18 protein-coding genes are annotated in these 20,252 nt (G+C 28.7%); 2 read left to right on the top strand and 16 right to left on the bottom strand.

Annotation, left to right across the window (positions count from 1 at the left end):
* Window positions 1–52 precede the first annotated feature (52 nt).
* From CCE28_RS11550 to rfbD, 6 genes are all read right to left on the bottom strand, one after another.
* The gene (locus tag CCE28_RS11550; RefSeq protein WP_095133875.1) at window positions 53–2,566 is read right to left on the bottom strand and encodes a glycosyltransferase; all 2,514 of its coding nucleotides are present in this window, start codon (window positions 2,564–2,566) and stop codon (window positions 53–55) included.
* Between the two features lie 48 nt (window positions 2,567–2,614).
* Window positions 2,615–4,552, bottom strand: coding sequence for a glycosyltransferase (locus tag CCE28_RS11545; RefSeq protein WP_095133874.1), 1,938 nt, complete (start codon window positions 4,550–4,552; stop codon window positions 2,615–2,617).
* Between the two features lie 151 nt (window positions 4,553–4,703).
* Window positions 4,704–5,681: a dTDP-glucose 4,6-dehydratase gene (gene rfbB, locus CCE28_RS11540; RefSeq protein WP_095133873.1), complete on the bottom strand. Its 978-nt coding sequence runs from the start codon at window positions 5,679–5,681 to the stop codon at window positions 4,704–4,706.
* Window positions 5,682–5,705: 24 nt separating this feature from the next.
* On the bottom strand, window positions 5,706–6,263 hold the full coding sequence (rfbC, locus tag CCE28_RS11535) for a dTDP-4-dehydrorhamnose 3,5-epimerase (RefSeq protein WP_095133872.1): 558 nt from the start codon (window positions 6,261–6,263) through the stop codon (window positions 5,706–5,708).
* Window positions 6,264–6,277: 14 nt separating this feature from the next.
* Complete coding sequence (gene rfbA, locus CCE28_RS11530; protein ID WP_095133871.1) at window positions 6,278–7,147, bottom strand: glucose-1-phosphate thymidylyltransferase RfbA; 870 nt, start codon at window positions 7,145–7,147, stop codon at window positions 6,278–6,280.
* Window positions 7,148–7,150: 3 nt separating this feature from the next.
* Window positions 7,151–7,990, bottom strand: coding sequence for a dTDP-4-dehydrorhamnose reductase (gene rfbD, locus CCE28_RS11525; protein WP_095133870.1), 840 nt, complete (start codon window positions 7,988–7,990; stop codon window positions 7,151–7,153).
* 222 nt (window positions 7,991–8,212) lie between these two features.
* Between rfbD and CCE28_RS22260 the strand changes: the two genes are divergently transcribed.
* On the top strand, window positions 8,213–8,359 hold the full coding sequence (locus CCE28_RS22260) for a hypothetical protein (RefSeq protein ID WP_176461786.1): 147 nt from the start codon (window positions 8,213–8,215) through the stop codon (window positions 8,357–8,359).
* A 93-nt stretch (window positions 8,360–8,452) separates the two neighbouring features.
* Here CCE28_RS22260 and megL read toward each other — a convergent pair whose 3' ends face one another.
* From megL to CCE28_RS11485, 8 genes are all read right to left on the bottom strand, one after another.
* Window positions 8,453–9,655 carry a methionine gamma-lyase gene (megL, locus tag CCE28_RS11520; protein WP_095133869.1) on the bottom strand — a complete coding sequence of 401 codons (1,203 nt, stop codon included), beginning with the start codon at window positions 9,653–9,655 and terminating at the stop codon, window positions 8,453–8,455.
* A 187-nt stretch (window positions 9,656–9,842) separates the two neighbouring features.
* Window positions 9,843–11,402, bottom strand: a complete 1,560-nt coding sequence (locus CCE28_RS11515) for a sigma 54-interacting transcriptional regulator (protein ID WP_095133868.1) — start codon at window positions 11,400–11,402, stop codon at window positions 9,843–9,845.
* Between the two features lie 383 nt (window positions 11,403–11,785).
* On the bottom strand, window positions 11,786–12,901 hold the full coding sequence (locus CCE28_RS11510) for a Ger(x)C family spore germination protein (protein WP_095133867.1): 1,116 nt from the start codon (window positions 12,899–12,901) through the stop codon (window positions 11,786–11,788).
* Window positions 12,873–13,970, bottom strand: coding sequence for a GerAB/ArcD/ProY family transporter (locus tag CCE28_RS11505; RefSeq protein WP_095133866.1), 1,098 nt, complete (start codon window positions 13,968–13,970; stop codon window positions 12,873–12,875). Before CCE28_RS11505 ends, CCE28_RS11510 begins: the two co-directional genes overlap by 29 nt.
* Before the next feature lie 124 nt (window positions 13,971–14,094).
* Window positions 14,095–15,168, bottom strand: a complete 1,074-nt coding sequence (locus CCE28_RS11500; protein ID WP_095133865.1) for a GerAB/ArcD/ProY family transporter — start codon at window positions 15,166–15,168, stop codon at window positions 14,095–14,097.
* A 5-nt stretch (window positions 15,169–15,173) separates the two neighbouring features.
* Window positions 15,174–16,637 carry a spore germination protein gene (locus CCE28_RS11495; RefSeq protein WP_095133864.1) on the bottom strand — a complete coding sequence of 488 codons (1,464 nt, stop codon included), beginning with the start codon at window positions 16,635–16,637 and terminating at the stop codon, window positions 15,174–15,176.
* Between the two features lie 291 nt (window positions 16,638–16,928).
* Window positions 16,929–17,921, bottom strand: a complete 993-nt coding sequence (add, locus tag CCE28_RS11490; protein WP_095133863.1) for an adenosine deaminase — start codon at window positions 17,919–17,921, stop codon at window positions 16,929–16,931.
* Between the two features lie 300 nt (window positions 17,922–18,221).
* Window positions 18,222–19,091: a DegV family protein gene (locus tag CCE28_RS11485; protein ID WP_095133862.1), complete on the bottom strand. Its 870-nt coding sequence runs from the start codon at window positions 19,089–19,091 to the stop codon at window positions 18,222–18,224.
* Between the two features lie 155 nt (window positions 19,092–19,246).
* Here CCE28_RS11485 and CCE28_RS22255 point away from each other — a divergent pair, with 155 nt between their 5' ends.
* Window positions 19,247–19,417, top strand: a complete 171-nt coding sequence (locus CCE28_RS22255; protein WP_176461785.1) for a hypothetical protein — start codon at window positions 19,247–19,249, stop codon at window positions 19,415–19,417.
* 18 nt (window positions 19,418–19,435) lie between these two features.
* Here CCE28_RS22255 and CCE28_RS11480 read toward each other — a convergent pair whose 3' ends face one another.
* The gene (locus CCE28_RS11480; protein ID WP_095133861.1) at window positions 19,436–19,882 is read right to left on the bottom strand and encodes a YaiI/YqxD family protein; all 447 of its coding nucleotides are present in this window, start codon (window positions 19,880–19,882) and stop codon (window positions 19,436–19,438) included.
* A gap of 72 nt (window positions 19,883–19,954) precedes the next feature.
* A complete protein-coding gene (locus CCE28_RS11475) occupies window positions 19,955–20,209 on the bottom strand; it encodes a zinc ribbon domain-containing protein (RefSeq protein ID WP_095133860.1) in 255 nt (84 codons plus the stop codon).
* Window positions 20,210–20,252: the final 43 nt, after the last annotated feature.

Below are 20,252 nucleotides of genomic sequence, written 5' to 3'. Positions count from 1 at the left end.
AATAATCCCTCTTTTCATAATTGAACCAATAAATACTTATTCAAATTATAATTTAATAGCAATTACTACATAATTCGTCCACAATTTTATCTAATCGTTTTGCATACATTTCTAATTTTGCGATTTGCAATACTTGTGAACATAAATTCTCATATCTATGCCCTATTGAAAATTTTCCTAATTCATCATTTAATCTGCATTTTAAAGTATTCCAATCCCCAACTGGTACATAAATAATACTATCTCCACAAGTTTCACGAAGTACTGGTAAGTCAAAAGCAATACAGGGAGTATTGCAATATAGTGCCTCAATAGGTGGATAACTATAGCCTTTAAAGAATGATGGAAACAGAAGTAACGAGGCTTTTTTAAGTTCTATAAATTTTTCATAATCTGAAATTCTATATTTTATCTCTAAAAATACTCCATATTTTTTAGCTTTTTGCTTGATTTTTTCTATTAGTTTATTAGGTAACTTACCAATGCCTGCTATAATAACTAGTGTGTATCCCTTCATTGATGCTGAAAAGATATCACTTATATTAAAACCCGCCTTATGGTTACTGTTGTTATGTGGATTAATAAAAACTATTCTTTTTTCCTTTGGAAAATCAGAAACACTATCTGCTACTACACTATTAATTGAAGGGTAACAATATTTGAAAAGAGTTTTTGAACTACAGTTCCTATAAAATCTCTTAGCATATTTAGTCCCTTCATGTGCAAGTGACAATATGAGAGAAGAATCCTTGCTTACAGTATTCCAATATGACCATAATTTTTCATCTTGTTTTTGGGGTGAAAAAGTATTAACCCAGTTAAGCGTTTGAAAATTATTCAATACTAAAGAAGCCTTGTGTCTTTTAGCAAAGGATACAGATTCCATATAAAAGTTATTATGCATATCAAAACCTGGTACACAAATTACCATATCTATTTTTACTCCGTAAGGAAGATTGCTTTTGAAACTTTTAGTAAGACAAATTTCAATATCTTTATGTTTTTTTAATTGTCTAAAATCAGAATAGAAAATTGGTATATTATCAGTTATATAATATATCTTATGCCCTAATGCTGCTAATGCTTCCGTTAACATAAGAGCTTCATATCTACCTATAGAATAATCTTCTGGTGAATTTCTTACAAATATAGCAATACTTCGCTTGGCCCCTATTCGTTCTAAAGATATACTATCATTTACTAGATTTTGTATAGATACATTATTATCCGTAGTATGTTTTCTTAACTGTATAAGCATAGAAATTATTCGCTTAAGTGCCTTTCCGTCTTGAGGTCCAATATGCCTGTGAAGATATGCTTCATTTTTTCTATGATCAAAGCTATAGTTCTTTTTATGCTGTTGCAAAATTCTAGTCAATCCTTCTTCAGTTGTTGTTAAATTAGGCATACCAAATAAATCCTCTGTAAAGGTTAACATAGGCTCCAGATGGGGATTAAAATAAACAGTAGGTCTACTTAAAGCTAAAGTTTCGTAAATAATGCTACTGAAACGGCTTATACTTATACTACACGAAATAATTTGATCTCTAATTCTAGAAGCATTTGATTTAACTAAATTAGGATCATTACAGGAAAGTTCATCTCTTGGATGCTTAGATATGATATATTTTAAATTAAGGTTTTTACAAACTCTAAGGACCTTTTCCATCCACATATCACCATTATTTTCATATGGAGGCTTAGTCTTTACATAAGTAAAATTACAATTGATTAGAACCTTTGGTTCTTTTGGCAGGGCTATATGCTCAATTTTATTAACCTTTGGATTTCCAGTAACAGCAAAGTATTTTGGCCTAATGTAGTTTAGTGTCACGCCACCTTGTGAGAAAAATATATCTGCATTTCTATATTGGTTTAAGGCCTTCAAAACTTTTTTCCTTTTTATGTTTTGCCAAAACTTCTGTTGCCAATCATGAGGGCCTTCCTGTAGCGCAATAATAGGAATATTTTTATCTTTAACAATTCGTTGTACAGCTAAAAACTCTAATGACCAATCAGCTGCACAGAAAATATAGTCAGGATTGAATTTTTCTAAGACTTTTGATTTTACAGCTTTATAATCTATCTCAATTGGAGTGTATCCATGCTTTTTTAAAGCATCATAAGCTCCTTCTTCTTTACAATATTTAGATGGAATTAAAAATAAAATATTCTTGAATTTATTTGCGATTTTAACCATAAAATCAACATGTGTATCACTTGAAGCTAGAAATGCAATTCGAATATCATCTATAATTACTTTTTTATCTATAGTAATATTATCTATAATACTTACCTTTGAATTAATTTTATTAAGGAACTGTCTTAAAATACTTACAAGATTACGTTCTATATATACATGCGAATAATTTTGTGTAATTGTTAATAAAGAAATCTCATCAACAAAATTTGGATCAATAAAATAATAATTTACTGATAAGTCTGATGATTTTTTGTTAGGTAAAAACGGACGACATATAATAAGTTGTGATTGAATTTCATCAAAAATTAGATCTTCACTAATCTTGATATTACAATTTTTGTAATTTTCATTATTTTGCTTCACAATGGAATACCCCCTTTCCGTCACTTTTATCTGTAAGCTTTGTTTGATTTATTTAAGAGCTATTTTAACTTGATCTACGGCGTTCTTTTTCATGAAATATTTTTCAATATATTTAATATATGATTGACTAATCTTCGTTAACTTCTCATTATCAAAATATATATCTACAATTTGCTGTGCAAACTCATTGGCCTTATTATGAGGAGTAATTACTTCATTAATTTCTGTAAGTCCCTCTATCCCAAAATTAGTTGTTACAATTGGCACTTGGTTATATATAGCCTCTATTGTTTTTCCTTTAACTCCTGCACCATATCTAAGAGGTATAACCACTAACTTTACTTGATTATATAGGTTCGCAAGTTCTTCATCCGAAACAAAACCTTTAACAATAATATTGTCAGAATTTAAGTCTAAAATTTCTTTTGTGGGATTTGAACCTATAATATAAAATTTCATACTTGGTATTTTTTTTAATATATTTGGAAATATTTTTTTGACAAACCACTTTATTCCATCCACATTGGGAGGATGCTTAAACCCTCCGACAAACATTATATTTTTTCTTGATTCAAAACTAGTAAGCTTTTTTTTGCATAACTCGTAATAAAATATTGGAATTTTAATCACCTCTTTATTAGGTACAATATCTTTTATAAGTTTTTGCTCAGTTTGACTTACTGTAAAAATTGTATCTACTTGTTTAAAAAGCTCATGTTCAATTTTTTTGTAATTTTCAGATCTTTTAAGTGTTTTTTCATTTTTATCTATTTCATATTTTTTAAGTTCACGAACATAATGAATATCTTGCCCATGATATATAATTTTTGCATTCGTATTCCTTTTAATAAATTCTAAATATTTAATTGCAATATAGGGTCTATTTAAATACACATAATTAATCTTTTTGGCATTTTCCTTCATCCACCTTTTATAATTAGCTTTATACCATGTTCCATATAATACTTCTATACCCAATTGTTGAAGTTCTCTTGAATATAGTTCATCTCCACAAAAACTATCTCCAAGAAATTTTACGTTTAATCCCATTTCAGCTAATAGCCTAAGGTATTGATAAGTATTCCTTGAACCTGCATCTTTATCATATTGAGGTATAATACGATCTATAACTAATATAGTCCTTTTATCAAAACTTCTATCTCTAGCCCAAAATACATGTTTTCCTCTTTCAAAGTGTTGTTTCTTTAAAACTCCATGCCATTTGTTCATAATTTTTTTTCTATCTAGATCATTACAATGTTTAATTTTTTTGTTATATTTCTCTTCATAATAGACAACAACTGATTCAGGTTGATACATAACCTTATATCCTCGTTTTCTAATTTCAAATGCTAAATCTATATCTGCATATAAATCAGAAGTATAACCTTCGTCAAATCCTCCTATATCTTCCCATAAGTCTTTTCTAATCATCATACTCACACTGGATATATAATCCACTTCTTTTACATAGTTATATTCTGGTTTTTCTGCTTCATCTAATTTTCCATAATCCCATCCCCCAGCATCTTGAAACACTATTCCCCCTGCTTGTTTCAATCTACCATTTATATCAACCAATTTAGAACCTACTATGCCAATTAATTCATCCTTTTCTATTAAATCTACAAGGAATTTTAGCCAATCTTTTTTTACTTTTGTATTATTATTTAAAAATAAAATATATTTTCCTTTTGCATATTTAACTGCATTATTGCACTTTAATATATAACTTAGATTTTTTCCATTTCTAATTGTTCTAATGTTTCCAATATCATTGTAAATGTTCACATTCTCATCATTGGAAGAATCATGCGTTATAATTATTTCATAGGGAATATTGTTTTTATTTTTAAATATTTCTTGTAAACAGAAATTTATATAATTTAAATTATTTTCTACAGTTATAATAATAGAAACTATGGGTTTTTCAAACTTATCAATCGTATTTTTTATACTGCTATTTTGATTCTTAAAATATATCATAAAATAATTCACCTACTTATCCCTTAAATGAATTTAGCTAGAATTATATATTTTTCTTACTTCATAATACGTATAAACTATTTTTTTTATACTATAAAAAAATACCTAAAAGACTTAACTTTTAGGAGTGCATTTAAAATACATACTATTTCTAAAAGGATCTACTTATTAACTTTTTCCACCAGTTTTTATTATCTAAATACCAGTTTATAGTTTCTTCTATTCCTCTTTCAAAATCATACTTTGGTTTCCACCCTAGTTCATTTTGAATTTTGGACGAATCTATGGCATATCTTCTATCGTGTCCTAATCTGTCTTCAACATATCGTATTAATGTTTCGGATTTCTTTAACTTCTCAAGTATAAACTTCACTATATAAATATTTGCTTTTTCATTATTGCCACCAACGTTATATACTTCACCTATTTTTCCTTTGTGAAGTACTAAATCTATTGCCCTACAATGATCTTTAACATGAAGCCAATCCCTGATTTGAAGCCCATCACCATATACAGGTAATTCTCTATTTTCATAGGCATTAGCTATCATTAAAGGGATTAATTTCTCAGGAAATTGGTAGGGACCATAATTATTTGAACACCTTGTAATATTTACTGCTAATTTATATGTTTTGTAATATGCTCTAACTAATAAATCTGCTGCCGCTTTACTAGCTGCATATGGGCTGTTTGGAGCAATTGGTGTTTCTTCTATAAATAATCCTTCCTTTCCTAATGAGCCATATACTTCATCTGTAGAAATTTGAACATACTTTTCTATATTATATTTTTTAGCAGCATCTAATAAGACTTGGGTTCCCATTATATTTGTTCTTATAAAAACTTCAGGATCTTCTATACTTCTATCCACATGGGATGCTGCTGCAAAATTTATTATATAATCTACTTTCTTAGATACTATTTTATCTACTAGTTTTTTATCTGATATGTCTCCTTTTATAAACTCGTAATTAGGATTATGTTCTATATCCTTTAGATTTTCTAGATTTCCTGCATAGGTTAGTAAATCTAGATTAATTATTTTATAATTTTTATATTTATCAATCATATACCTTATAAAGTTACTACCTATAAAACCTGCTCCACCTGTTACTAATAGAGTTTTCATACCTTTCACCTCAAGTTTTTATATCTAAAAATATAATTTCATTTCCTTTAATGTTTTCCACTTTTTATCCTTTTCTGAAAGTATAATTTCATCACCCCTATTTAAGGGCCAATGAATACCTATATCTAAATCATTCCAAAGTATTCCACCTTCATCTTCAGGGTGATAAAAATCTGTGCACTTATAAACGAATTCTGCCTCATCTGATAAAACTAAAAATCCATGGGCAAATCCCTGTGGAATATAAAATTGCCTTTTATTTTCTTCAGATAAAATTACTCCATACCATTTACTAAAGGTTTTAGAATTTTTTCTAATATCAACTGCCACATCAAATACTTCTCCCTTTGTAACTCTTACTAATTTCCCTTGGGGATACTTGTATTGAAAATGCAATCCCCTAAGTACTCCTTTTTTTGATTTTGATTGGTTATCCTGAACAAAAGAAATATTTAGTCCTGCTTTTTTAAAATCTTTTTCGTTGTATGTTTCCATAAAATAGCCCCTATTATCTCCAAAGATTTTTGTTTCAATCACATATAAGCCTTCTATTTCAGTTTCTATAAACTTAAATATCCCCATAACAACACCTCGATTTATATACCATTTCCTATATGGAGTAAATACTTACCGTAATCTGTTTTTGAAAGTGATTGAGCTAATTTTATAAGCTGATTTTTATCAATATATCCCATTTTATAAGCAATTTCTTCTAAACAAGCTATATATAGTCCTTGCCTTTTTTGAACTGCTTCTACAAAGTTGGTAGCTTGCAGTAAACCCTCATTTGTTCCCGTATCAAGCCATGCTAGACCTCTGCCAAATAATTCTACTTTTAACTTTCCTCTTTTTAAATATTCTTCATTTACAGCAGTAATCTCTAATTCTCCCCTTACTGATGGCTTTATATTTTTTGCAATTTCTACTACATTATTATCATAAAAATATAATCCAGGTACTGCATAATTAGATTTAGGTTTTTCTGGTTTTTCTTCAATAGAAGTAACATTTCCTTCCTTATCAAATTCTACTACGCCAAAGGCTTTAGGATTTATTACATAATACCCAAATATGACTGCACCCTCTTTTAATGAAGCTGCCCTTTGAAGTATATTTGTGAATCTATGACCATAAAAAATGTTGTCTCCTAAAACTAAAGCAACCCTATCATCTCTTATAAACTCTTCGCCAATTATAAATGCTTCTGCAAGGCCCCTTGGCCTTTCTTGAACTTCATATGAAAAAGAAATTCCTAACTGACTTCCATCTCCTAGTAGTTCTTCATACATGGGTAAATCCCTAGGAGTTGAAATAATCAATATATCTTTTATTCCAGAAAGCATCAAAACAGATAAAGAATAATATATCATTGGCTTATCATATATAGGTAATAATTGCTTAGATACTACTTTTGTAATTGGATATAGCCTTGTTCCTGCTCCTCCTGCTAATACTATTCCTTTCATGGTTTATACCTCATTTCTCAAATATTCTTCCAATGAATCTTCCCAATGTCTAAAAGTGTTTAGTCCTAATAATTTGAGCATAAAATTATCTAAAACTGAATACTTAGGTCTTGAAGCTAATCTATTTAGTTCTTCTGTGATTATTTTATTTAATTTAATGTCTATACCTTTTAGTTCAAATATTCTTTTAGCAAAATCATACCAACTACAACTACCTTCACAGGTTCCATGAAATATTCCATAATGCTCTGTTTCCATAAGATTGATTATGCCTCTAGTTAAATCAACGGTACTTGTGGGGGTTCCTAATTGATCATCTACTATATTTAATTCATCCTTATATGATGCCAAGTTTAGCATGGTCTTTACAAAATTATTTCCATCTCCATACAACCATGCAGTTCTAATTATAAAGTGTTTTGGATTAAACTTTTCTACTAATTTTTCTCCTAGGAATTTACTTTCTCCATAAATACTTTGAGGATTCACTCTATCATATTCTCTGTATGGTATATTGGCTTGACCATCAAAAACATAGTCTGTAGAAATATGAACAATTTTACATTTTATCTTATTAGTTGCAATTGCCATATTTTGAGCCCCAATTCCATTTACCTTAAAAGCATCTATCTCATTTTCTTCACAGCCATCCACATTTGTGTATGCAGCACAATTTATAACAACTTGTGGATTTTCTTTTAAGATAATACTTTTTACTTCATTAAAATTGGTAATGTCTAATTCATCTTTATTTAAAGCTACATAGGTCATCTTTCTATCATTTAACTGATTTTTTAATTCTGTACCTAACTGCCCATTAGCTCCACTTATTAATATTTTCATTGTGATCCCCCTTACCTACTATCCAATATATGAAAATAAATAAGTTAGTGTCACAACCCTATTTTAAAATGGAATATATTATTAACTATAAACTTTAGTGATAACTAGAATTTATTAAAGTTTAATTGGAAAAAATTAATTTATATTTTCCTATTGCATTTTGTCTGAAAATTCATTATAATTTAGTTAGGATACATGTATACAATTATGGAGGTGTGCAGAATGAAAAAAAAGGGAAACGAACCTAGAAATTATAGAAAGGCATGTAATGTTGTAACCTGTTTACATTGTATAAACGGAAAATGTTCTTTTTCTTCTAAACTAGGAGAGTGTGATTTATATGAAGTTCGCCTTATCCAAGAGGGTTAATTTTATAAATTCCTTATACTAAAAAGCTTACTTTTATTTCCTAGCTATAAAAATGAAAAGGTCACTTAGCTTATTTGCTAAGTGACCTTTTTATTAAATCAGTTTATCTAATCCATTTTTCAGATCATCTATTATATCCTTTGCATCTTCAAGTCCTACAGATAATCTAACTAATCCATCTGTAATTCCTGCCTCTAATCTTTCTTCCGGTTCATATGGAGAATGGGTCATAGACGCTGGATGTTGAATTAAAGTTTCTGCATCTCCTAAACTTACGGCTAATTTGCACATTTTCATAGAATTCATTAATTTCTTACCTTCTTCTACGCCCCCCTTTAATTCAAAGGCAATAATAGCTCCTGGTAACGTCATTTGTTTCATGGCAAGCTCACGTTGCTCAAAGCTTTCAAGGCCTGGATAATATACCTTATCCACTACTGAATGACTTTCTAAAAACTTGGCCACTTCAATAGCATTAGCACAATGTTTTTCCATTCTGATTTCTAAAGTTTTCATACCTCTCATTATTAAATAAGCATCAAATGGACTTAAATTTGCACCAGTCATATCTTTGATTCCAAATAATCTAACTTGGTCTATATATTCCTTAGTTCCAACTACAAAACCAGCTATAACATCCCCATGTCCATTTAAGTATTTAGTAGCAGAATGGATTATTATATCTGCTCCTAGTTCAAGTGGTCTTTGTAAATATGGTGTGGCAAAGGTATTGTCTACCATAACTACACAATCTTCCTTTTCATGGGCTATCTCTGATATTTTTTTAATATCTGTAATTTTTAAAGTTGGATTTGCTGGAGTCTCTAAGTAAACAAGTTTAGTATTTTCTTTCATTGCTTTTCTCACATTTTCAGGATCAGCTGCATCTACAAATGTAACTTCTATTCCATATCTTGTAATACCATGGCTTAAATAAGCATGGGTACATCCATAAATAGTATCAGCTGATATTATGTGGTCTCCTGCCTTTAGTATAGTCCACATGGCAGAAGTTATAGCTCCCATTCCAGAACTAGTCGATACGCCAGCTTCTCCACCTTCTAATATGGCTATTTTCTCTTCTAACTGAGTATTAGTTGGATTTCCTAATCTTGTATAAATATATCCCTCTTCTTCCCCTGCAAAACGTCTTCCACCCTGTTCAGCAGATTCAAATACAAATGTAGACGTTTGATATATAGGTGTTGCTAAAGACCCTGTAGTAGGATCTAATTTGTTCCCACCATGTACGGCCTTTGTTCCAAATCCTTTATTCTCTAAATCTTTTCTCTTCATGTTAAACACCCCTTTTATATAGTTTTATACTAAGTATGTAAAAACAATTTTAAAAACATATATATTTTATTGCAAATATTATGCCATAAAAATGCTTCCCAATTTTAAGCTTTTCCAAAATAAGTGGTCATATACATTTCCATAGTTGTAAATAAATCTTTCCAATTGGCAAGTTTTATTTACAATCCTACGATTCATTACTTATTAGGTTATATTTTTTCATTTTGTTAATAATAGTAGTGTGAGAAACACCTAATCTTTTAGCAATTTTTCTTATACTATCATTGTTTTTTAATTCCTTTTCTATTATGTTCTTTTCTAGGGTTTCAACCATTTCCTTTAAATTTTTACCCTGTGGTACAAATTCTTTGGCTCTTCCCTTCACACTAGGTATATGGATTTCTATATTAGTTCTTTTCAATACATTTCCCTTTGAAAGGATCATGGCACGCTCTATAACATTTTTTAGTTCTCTAACATTTCCTGGCCAATCGTATGCTCCAAGTTCTTGTAAAAATTCTTCATGGGTCTCACTTATATTTTTATTTAATTTTGCATTTAGCTTTTCTATAAAATATTCTACCAAAGATATTATATCCTCTTTTCTCTCCCTAAGAGGTGGTATATATATGGGCATCACATTAAGTCTATAGTATAAATCTTTTCTGAATTTATTATTCCATATCATTTCTTCTAAATTTCTATTTGTTGCAGCTATAATTCTTACATCAATTTTTTCTTCCTTGCTACTTCCAATTCTCCTTATGCAACCTTCTTGTAATACCCTAAGTAATTTAGCTTGTATTGATAATGGAAGTTCTCCTATTTCATCTAAGAATACTGTTCCTCCATTTGCTTCCTTAAGTAATCCATTTTTACCACTAAGAGCTCCAGTAAAGCTTCCCTTTTCATAGCCAAATAATTCACTTTCTATAAGATTATCTGGCAAGGCTGCACAGTTTATAGCTAAAAAACCCTTGTCCTTTCTCTTACTTAGATTGTATATGGCTTTAGCAAATATTTCTTTCCCCGTACCACTTTCGCCCCTAAGAAGTACTGTAGAATCACTCTTAGCCACTTCGCAAACTATTTCCTTTGTACTTTTTATCAAATCACTTGTACCTATAATATCCTTAAAAGCCCCTTCATTACTATTTAGCACCACATTAGCCATCTTAATGGCATTATGAAAGTCTTTTATTGAGATTACAAAGCCATTCTCCTTACTATATTCCCCTTTTATAGGTCTTAAAGATCCTATATAAGAATTTGCCCTTTTACCTTTATCTATTTTAAACTTTACATTATCAAATTTTTCCCCTTTTAAAATGATCTCTCTAATTGAAGTATTTTCTTCAAATAATTTTCCCACATGGCTTCCTATTACTTCTTCCTTTTTAATCTTAAAAAACTTCTCACAATAAAAATTGAATATTTCAATATTAAAATCCTTATTTACAGCTATTACTCCTGTTCCCATAGAATCAATAGTTGCAAATAATTTTTTCTCACTAGTTTCATGCTTTAATAAATCTATTTCTTCTATGGATAATACACCATGTATATCATATATATTTTCTTTTAATTTTTCTTTCATACTATCCTCTATTATTTCAGTCTTCACACAAAGTCTATTTGGAAAAACTTCTAGAGAGATAATATTTAAATTTAGTCTATAAAACTGCCCTACTATTTCATAGGTCATTCCAATTTTATCTTCTGTTAGTATTTCTAATCTTAAAAACATACGGTCTATCCCCTTGCCTCAATTCTTATTGTATTTATATATATTTCCCTTAAATAAAAAAAACTCCTTTCTGAATTTTAAATTTTCAAAAAAGAGTTTATATTTATTCTAAATGTTAACAAAATAGGCAAAAAAAAATGTCCTAGCAGGACAATTTTTTTATACACTATACACTAAATTTATTTCATATATTAGGAGAAAGCCCCAATATACAGTACACCCACTAGAACCTTATTTATTTACTTTTTTATTTCTATACATAGATTAACACGTTTCATATCTTAATAATATGACATTTGTCATGTTTTTTAACATATTTTAACTTCCCACTACTTCTGGCCTACACATGAGCTTTAAAAATTTTCTTTAACATAAAGCCTTAATTAATCCTCAATATGACTTCTATAAATTCTTCCAATTGATTTTATATTAACTTTTAAATGTACGTTAATATACGCACTTGAAAAATACTTATAACTATCATAGCCACTATCCCTTCCATACTTAGCAATGGCATATTTCCCAAGGTCTAAACAATCTACCCCATACTCCTCTTGAATTTTCTTTACTTCCTTATTCAAATCTTTTTGCAATTTATCTTCAAATAATTTTTCTATTTTTGAAATTTGTTTTCTAGTAAGTTCCTTTTCATAAAGTGTATCAATTTTTAGATCAGCAGAAATATTAACGAAAATATCATATTTCAAATGATTATCTTCAGTTGAAACTTTAACTTTGATTTTATTTTCTCCCTGTATATCTAAATATTTTAATGGGTTATCCAAGCTGATATATATATATCCCTCTCCACCTGAACTTCTTAAAAGATTTATTAATTTAGTGTCTTTTAGGGAGATTTTTTTTATCATTTTATCTTTATTAAATACAGCAGCACCTGTTAATTGAGGTTTTCCATTAATTATTTCAATATATGGTAAATATACCTGTCTACCCTGTTGATGATACATAAGTAAAAAATCATTAACCGAATTATTCTTTGAGTAGAAGTTTCCTTCATAAGAAAATTTAAGCATTTCAAATAGTTGTTCTGACATAGTACCCGTTTCTGGCTTAAGAGAAAAATAATCTTCACATTTGCCTTTGCAAATTACAATCATAGCATTTATATTGAGCTCTGGAGATCTTAATAAATCATCAACAACATCTTTAATTCCAAATTTAGCCCTTTCTTCACTAATAATGTATACTATTTCTGTACCAAAAATAATTGTCTTACTCTGTTTAGTTACACGATTTTCAACAATAGAATACATAGTGGATCCTTCACCAACTAATACCATAGAACCTGCTTCCTCTTTTGTCTTAATCACTAAAAACTCAGCAGGATCAACAAATTTCATATCATTTTTTTCTATATCATATCCAAAACCAGTTACTATACTTAAATTTTCTATTGGTTCTTCATCGTAGCAACTGCATAAAAATATACAACTAATTATAATAATTATACTAGCTTTTATCTTTTTTAAAAGATTCATTTTTTCCACCTCTAAATTTTATTACAACTAATATTGTTGTAACTAATCCCCATGCAAAGGAAAAAATAACAAAGTAAGGTATTACCTTACCTAAAAACATGTCCCTATTATATTCTGGTATCATAAAAAAAACATAAACTAAAGCTATAGCTAAAAATATGAAATTAGCCTTTCTATAATTTATTTTTATAAGTTCAGAGAAAAAATCCCCACATGCAAAACTTATACATATTAAGGTTCTTAAAATTATTAAACTCCAAAGAAAGAGAAATAAAGCTGTAAAGTTAGATATTATGGGAATATTCATTGCTTGTATCAAATACAATAATGGATATTCAAGTTTTGAAGTTAATTCCCAACCTAGATAATATATGGTTATAAAAACACCAAATGAATATATACATGTTGTGATTGAGGCAGCCATAATACCTGCCTTTTTTGTATTACTATTATTAGATATTTTACTAATAATCAAATAGCTTATTTCACATCCTGAAAAAGCATAAATACCTGTTGGAGTAGATTTTAATATCTCATCAAATGAAGAAAAAATCGGCTTAATATTAATAATAGATCCTTTTGTTATAAAAAAAAGAGGTATAACGATAAGAGGAATAGTTAAATAAAAATAAAATTCACAAATTCTGCCTACTATATAAATTCCACACATGGATATTAAAGGGATTAATATGAAGATAGGTAATATTATGTATGTAGGAGCTAAAAACCTTGTAATAGTTTCTCTTAAAATATTAGTAAATCCTGAAATAATAGCTACAAATATTGTTAAAAAATAAAGTAAGAATATTAATGTAAATATACGAGATAATATTTTTCCATAAATCTTATTATTAACATGGAAAAAGCTAGCATGATTTGTTTTATTATCTATTATAGCAGCTGTTATCACTATACACGCTGGATATAAACCTCCAATAAATATTGATATCCATCCTTGTTGATAAGCTACTTTACAAAGATCAGAAGCCACAGATAAAATTCCTACACCTATCATAGAGCTTATGACAATAAAAATATATTGATTTTGAGTTATCTTATTTTTTCTCATTTTTTTATTCTTTACTTTCCTCCATATCCTATTACAATAACAACCTGATTGAGGCTACGCTTCAATAATTTCAACATTTGATAAAAATTACTCTACTTTATTGTTATAATCTTTTAAAAAATAATTATTTTTTACTACCTTTAAATTTTATTGAAACTAATATTGTTGTAATTAATGCCCATGCACTAAAAAAAATAAAAAAATAAGGTATCGTAGCATCTAATATTGCTTTTCTATTATAGTTTGGTATCATAAAAAAAACATAAATTAAAGCTATCGGTAAAAACATAAAATTAGCTTTTCTGTAATCTATTTTTACAAGTTTAGATAGAAGATAGCTAACCGCAAAACTCATACATATTAAAGTTTTCAAAATTATTGCACTCCAAAGAAAAAGGAATACAGCTGTAAAATTGGATATTATGGGAATAGGCATTGCTTGTATTAAATACAATAATGGATACTCAAGTCTTGAAGTTAATTCCCAACCTAAATAATATATGGTTATAAAAACACAAAATGTATATATACCTGTTGTGATTAAAGCAGCTATAATACCTGCCTTTTTTGTGTTGCTTTTGTTAGAAATATTACTAATAATTAAATAGCTTATTTCACATCCTGTAAAAACATAAAAACTTGCTGGAGTTGCCTTTAATATTTCATTGAATGAAGAAAAAATAGGCTTAATATTAATGATGGATCCTCTTGCTATTAAAAATAGAGGTATAAATATAAGAGGAAGAGTTATATAAAAATAAAATTCACAGATTCTACCCGCCATATTAATCCCACACATGGATATTAAAGGAATTAATATGAAGATAGGTAATATTATGTATATGGGAGATAAAAATCTTGTAATAGTTTGTCTTAAAACATCAACAAATCCTGATGTAACAGCAACAAATATTGTTAAAAAATAAAGAAAGAATATAAGTGTAAATATATAAGATAATATTTTGCCATAAATCTTATTATTAACATGAAAAAAGCTAGTATAATTTGTTTTATCACCTATTATAGCAGCTGTTATCACTATGAAAATTGGATATAAACCCCCAATTAGTGCTGATATCCATCCTTGTTGATGAGCGGTTTTACAAAGACCAGATGCCATAGATAAAATTCCTACTCCTATCATAGTACTTACAACAATAAAAATATATTGATTTTGAGTTATCTTATTTTTGCTCATTCTTTTTATTTTTTTACTTTCCTCCTTTTAAAGATTACGGGAATTCTATTAATATCTTTTAATGGATATCTTGCTAAACTATCTTTAAGGCCCTTATATCTCATTGGGGCAAAAGGTGAAAAATAAGGTGTTCCTAAACTCTCTAAACTCATTAGATGGGCAATTATTGAGAATAGCCCTATAATTACTCCAAAAAAACCAAGGATTTGAGCTAATATTAATACATAAAATCGCAGTAATCTAATAGAAAGACTCATTTCATAATTAGGTATAAGAAATGTAGCAATTACTGATACAGCAACTATTATTAAAGTGGTAGGACTTACAATACCGGCTTGTATAGCCGCTTGTCCAAGTATAATACCACCAACTATACTTAGAGTTTGACCTACAATTGAAGGAAGACGTAAACCTCCCTCTCTTAAAAACTCTATTATCATTTCCATTAAAAGTATTTCTAGGAAGGGAGGCAGGGGAATATCTCTTCTAGACATAATAATAATTTTAATTAAATCCAAAGGTACAAGTTCAGCATTATACTTTAACAATACTAGATATATAGGGGATAATGTTACTACTACAGCCGCTGCTAAAATTCTTGTGAATCTATCAAAGTTAGCTAAAATAATCCTATTAGAATAATCTTCAAATCCTTGAAAAAACTCTATATAAACTACAGGAAGTATAAGAGCATAAGAACATCCATTTATTAATATGGCAGCTTTTCCTTGAAGGATATCTGATACAACTTTATCAGGTTTTTCTGTAGTTTTAGATTGTGGAAAAACACTAATAGGACTCTTATCTATAAACTGAGCCAAATAACCTGTGTCTGGTATGTAGGAAGTTTTAATAGTTTTTAATTTACTTTTTAATTTATTTAAAGTATTAATATCAATAGCATCCTTCATATATAAAAGAGCAGCTTCAGAGTTATTTTCTTCTCCAAATACATATTTTTCAATTATTAGATTATTGTTTTTAAGTTTCTCTTGTATTAAACCAATATTAAAAGATAATATCTCAACAAAAGCACTTTTTTCTCCTCTTATGGTTTCTTCAATTTTAGAATTAGCAACTTTTTTGAAATTGCTTGTAGAAGTATTGCAAATTACAGCAGATTCTTCATTTTCTATTAATATTATAGTTTCACCATTTTTCAAACTTTCAGATATGGAGTTTATATCTGATGAAATTTTAGTATCGCTTATGGTTATATATCTTTGGGATATATATGAAATTGGTGATGATAAAGTATTAATATCACAATCAATTTTAAATAAAAGTGGATATATTATACGATCTTCAATGTCTTCCTTTTTAGAAAGTCCACTTATGTACAGAACAATACATTTTGTATTATCTTTAAGCAACAATTCTCTAGTTTTAAAATTAAAATTTGCTGGTGAGTTCGAAGAAATTAAAGCAATATTTTTTTCTAGATCTTTGGTTAAAGCCATAGTATTCATATTGTATCCTCTCAAATTTTTCAATCATTCAATTTATTTAAGTTTACAAATGAATTCATCCATTCTACTGAAATTTAGATGGATTAAATCTGTTTTCATATTGGTTACTACCTAATTTTATTATTATAGTTTTTCCTTCAACTTGAAATATATACTTATCTTGGAATATGATTACCAAACAAACATAGGCAGTCTAGTTTAGTACCTAATTAGTATATTAAAAATTGTCATAAGAAAAGGGGCTGCCTCTTTTTATGATTTCTATAATCATTTTGAGACAACCCCTTTTAATTATATATATTTTCTTAATTCTTCTTTTATCTCTTCGGATGCGAAGGATGCATTTACTCCATTTAAATACATTTTCTCATAATCTTCTATACTCATATTTTGTGCTTTGCTCATTAGATCATGTTCATTAGTTAAAGTAGTATTTGATACGGTCATGTTATCCGTACTTAATATTACTTTTATCCCATCTTTAAAAAACTCTTTAAGTGGATGACTTTCATAGCTAGTTACACCCTTTGTTTGTACGTTACTTGTTGGACACATTTCTATAGTCACGTGAGAATTCTTTAATATTTCATATGCTTCTTGTGAATCTTTAGCATATATTCCATGTCCGATTCTCTCAGCCTTAAGTATTTTAATAGCATCTAATACATTCTTTCCTATTCCCGTTTCTCCAGCATGTATTGTTACTCTATATCCATATTCTCTTGCCTTCTCTATTACTTCCTTATACTTATGTGCAAAGTCTTCATATTCACTAGCAGCTAAATCTACAGCTACTACACCCTTATTTAAATATTCTTTCCCTGCTTCTACAACTTTAAAGGCTTCTTCCACAGACATGGTTCTCATACAAGAAAGTATTAAGTTACTCTTAATAGGAAACTTTTCTTCTCCTTCTTTCATTCCCTCTAATACACTCTCTATTATCTCTCCAAAGGATAGTCCCTTTTGTGTATGCAAAGAAGGGGCAAATCGTATCTCTATATATTTAACATTATCTTTAGATGCATCTTCTAGTAGTTCATATGCTACCCTTTTTAAATTCTCCTTTGTTTGCATCACTTTATTAGGTAAAGTAAATCTATCAAGATATTCATCTAGTGACTTGCAACTTATAGGCGCCATAACATATTCTCTTATTTCATCTATGTTTTCAGTTGGTATTTCTATACCATCTTTCTTTGCAATACTAATTATAGTCTCCGGTCTAATACTTCCGTCTAGATGGCAATGTAATTCTATTTTAGGTAAGTCTTTTAAATTCATATATTTCACTCCTTATAAAAATTGTATCTACTAGTATAAATAAGTCCTACTTTTGAACGTACGTGTCTAAAAGGCTCTCATATACATATTATTTGCAAATATGGTATAAAGAATCATCTTTCAGCCAAAATAACTTTATTCTATTATATTCTTTAATAGATGTCAAATGTGCCATACAATATACTTTGTATTGTTCTTTTTGTACGTGTATTGTTACTAAGCATACAAAAAGAAAACAACCCATTTCCAGACTATTCTTTAGTCTAGAAATGGGGGTTCACTATAAAAAAGACTTTATTTCTAAGAATCCAAATTTATTATATTTTTAGTATGATAAGCTATTCCCACAGCACCAGGACCCACATGGACTCCTACTACCGCTCCAACATCTGAAATTTGCACATTAATATTTAGATCTTGTTCTATTCTTTTAGCCAGTTTTTTTCCTTCCTCTTTACAATTAACATGATGTATGGTTACTCCTTCTAATTGAAACTTTCTTGCATCTTCTAAAAATATTTCAACCATTTTTCCTATGGCCTTCTTCTTAGTTCTCACCTTAAGAAATACATCTGGCTTTCCTTCTGTCAAAGTCAAAATAGGATTAATCTTAAGAACTGTTCCAAGTAAGGCTTGAACTTTTCCTATCCTACCGCCCTTTTTTAAATATTCTAAGGTAGATAATGAAAATATAAACCTAGTTTTATGGAAATTTTCCTTTGCTATATTAGTAACTTCCTCTAAGCGTTTACCTTCTTCAGCTGCCTTAGCCGCACTTATGGCCATGTATCCATGTTGCATGCAAATACATTTAGAATCTATTAAATTAATTTTTGCATTATTATATTTTTCAAGTATCATTTCTTTTACCAAATTAGCACTATTATATGTGCCACTCATACCAGAAGACATGAAAATTCCTAATATTTCATCCCCTTCCTTAACTACACCTTCAAATAATTTATATAGCTCTTTCATATTAGGTTGAGAAGATTTTGGTATGGTTGGACTTTTATCTAATTTCTCATAAAATTCATAGGGATCCATCTCAGTCTCTTTAAAGGAACCATCTTCAAAAGTAACACTTAAAGGTATCACCTTAATGTCATAATACTCTCTTATTTCCTCAGGCATATAGGTAGTACTATCTATTAGAATCTTAATTGCCATAAAATCATCACCTTACTTATATTTTGTATCTTTAATTATATCTTGTATAAAAATTCTCTTAATCATTTCTAAAATCCTTTTTTTATAGCTTTTAATTTCTTCTTTATCTAAATAATTACAATAGAAAAAGGAATACTATTAATAGGTGATTATTTATGAAAAATGTTCATGATCCCTATGGAATAGCTAAAATGAAGGAAAAAGAACGTCAGCAAAAAATAGATTCTAATGAAATTCTTTCAAAGCTCACTGATGAATTAGAATCCATAGGAAAACAGCTAGGCAAAATTGTCAATAACACCAAAAATAAAAATAACTGGTCATAATCTCTTGACCAGTTATTTTTATTTTTTATTTAACCTATCTTCTATTAGTTTTCTAAATTTCTTTTCAAATCTTTCATTATCTTCCTTAGTCCTTTTAGGAACTTTAGTATATTTTTTATGTTTTCTCCTGTTTTGCTGATTTGTATGCCTTCTCATTAATAACCCATCAATGTTTTCATTAGTATAAATTAAACCATTTTGATTTATGGCCACTGCTTTCTTAGAAAGAGCTAAAGCCGCCACCCCATAGTCTTGGGTTATAACCACATCTCCATCCTTTGTGTTATTTATTAATACTATATCTGCCATATCTCTTCCCTGGTCTACTGTTATAATCTGTGCATAATCATCATGAAGTTCATGACAAATATTTTTAATCATTATTATTGGTATTTTATATTCCTTTGCCACCTTCAGTGCTATATTCTTCACTGGACAAGCATCTGCATCTACTAATATTTTCATCTTTATCTCCTTTATTTTTAAAAAATAAAAAGCTATATACTAAGTATACAGCTTTTATCTTCTTATTACACTTTATTTTTTCCACCTTTTTAATTTAGGTAACAATTCATTTAACATTCCTCTAGCCTTCTCTTCTCCATATCCTTCTTTCATCATGTGAGGTACACATACATTTATCATCTCATCCATAGTTATATTAGCAGTATATTCACCCTTTTGGAGACAATATATACAGTACTCCTCATTTTTTGAACTGTCCTTATTTGTTCCTAATAAATTTTCATCATTCAGTGGCATTGCACAACTTTGACATAATCTCATATTCATATTAACTTCCTCCTTCTGTTTTTCTTAATATGATTATACATTT

Source organism: Anaeromicrobium sediminis, from assembly GCF_002270055.1.
GTDB lineage: Bacteria > Bacillota > Clostridia > Peptostreptococcales > Thermotaleaceae > Anaeromicrobium > Anaeromicrobium sediminis.
This window is presented reverse-complemented; position numbering and strand designations above follow the sequence as displayed.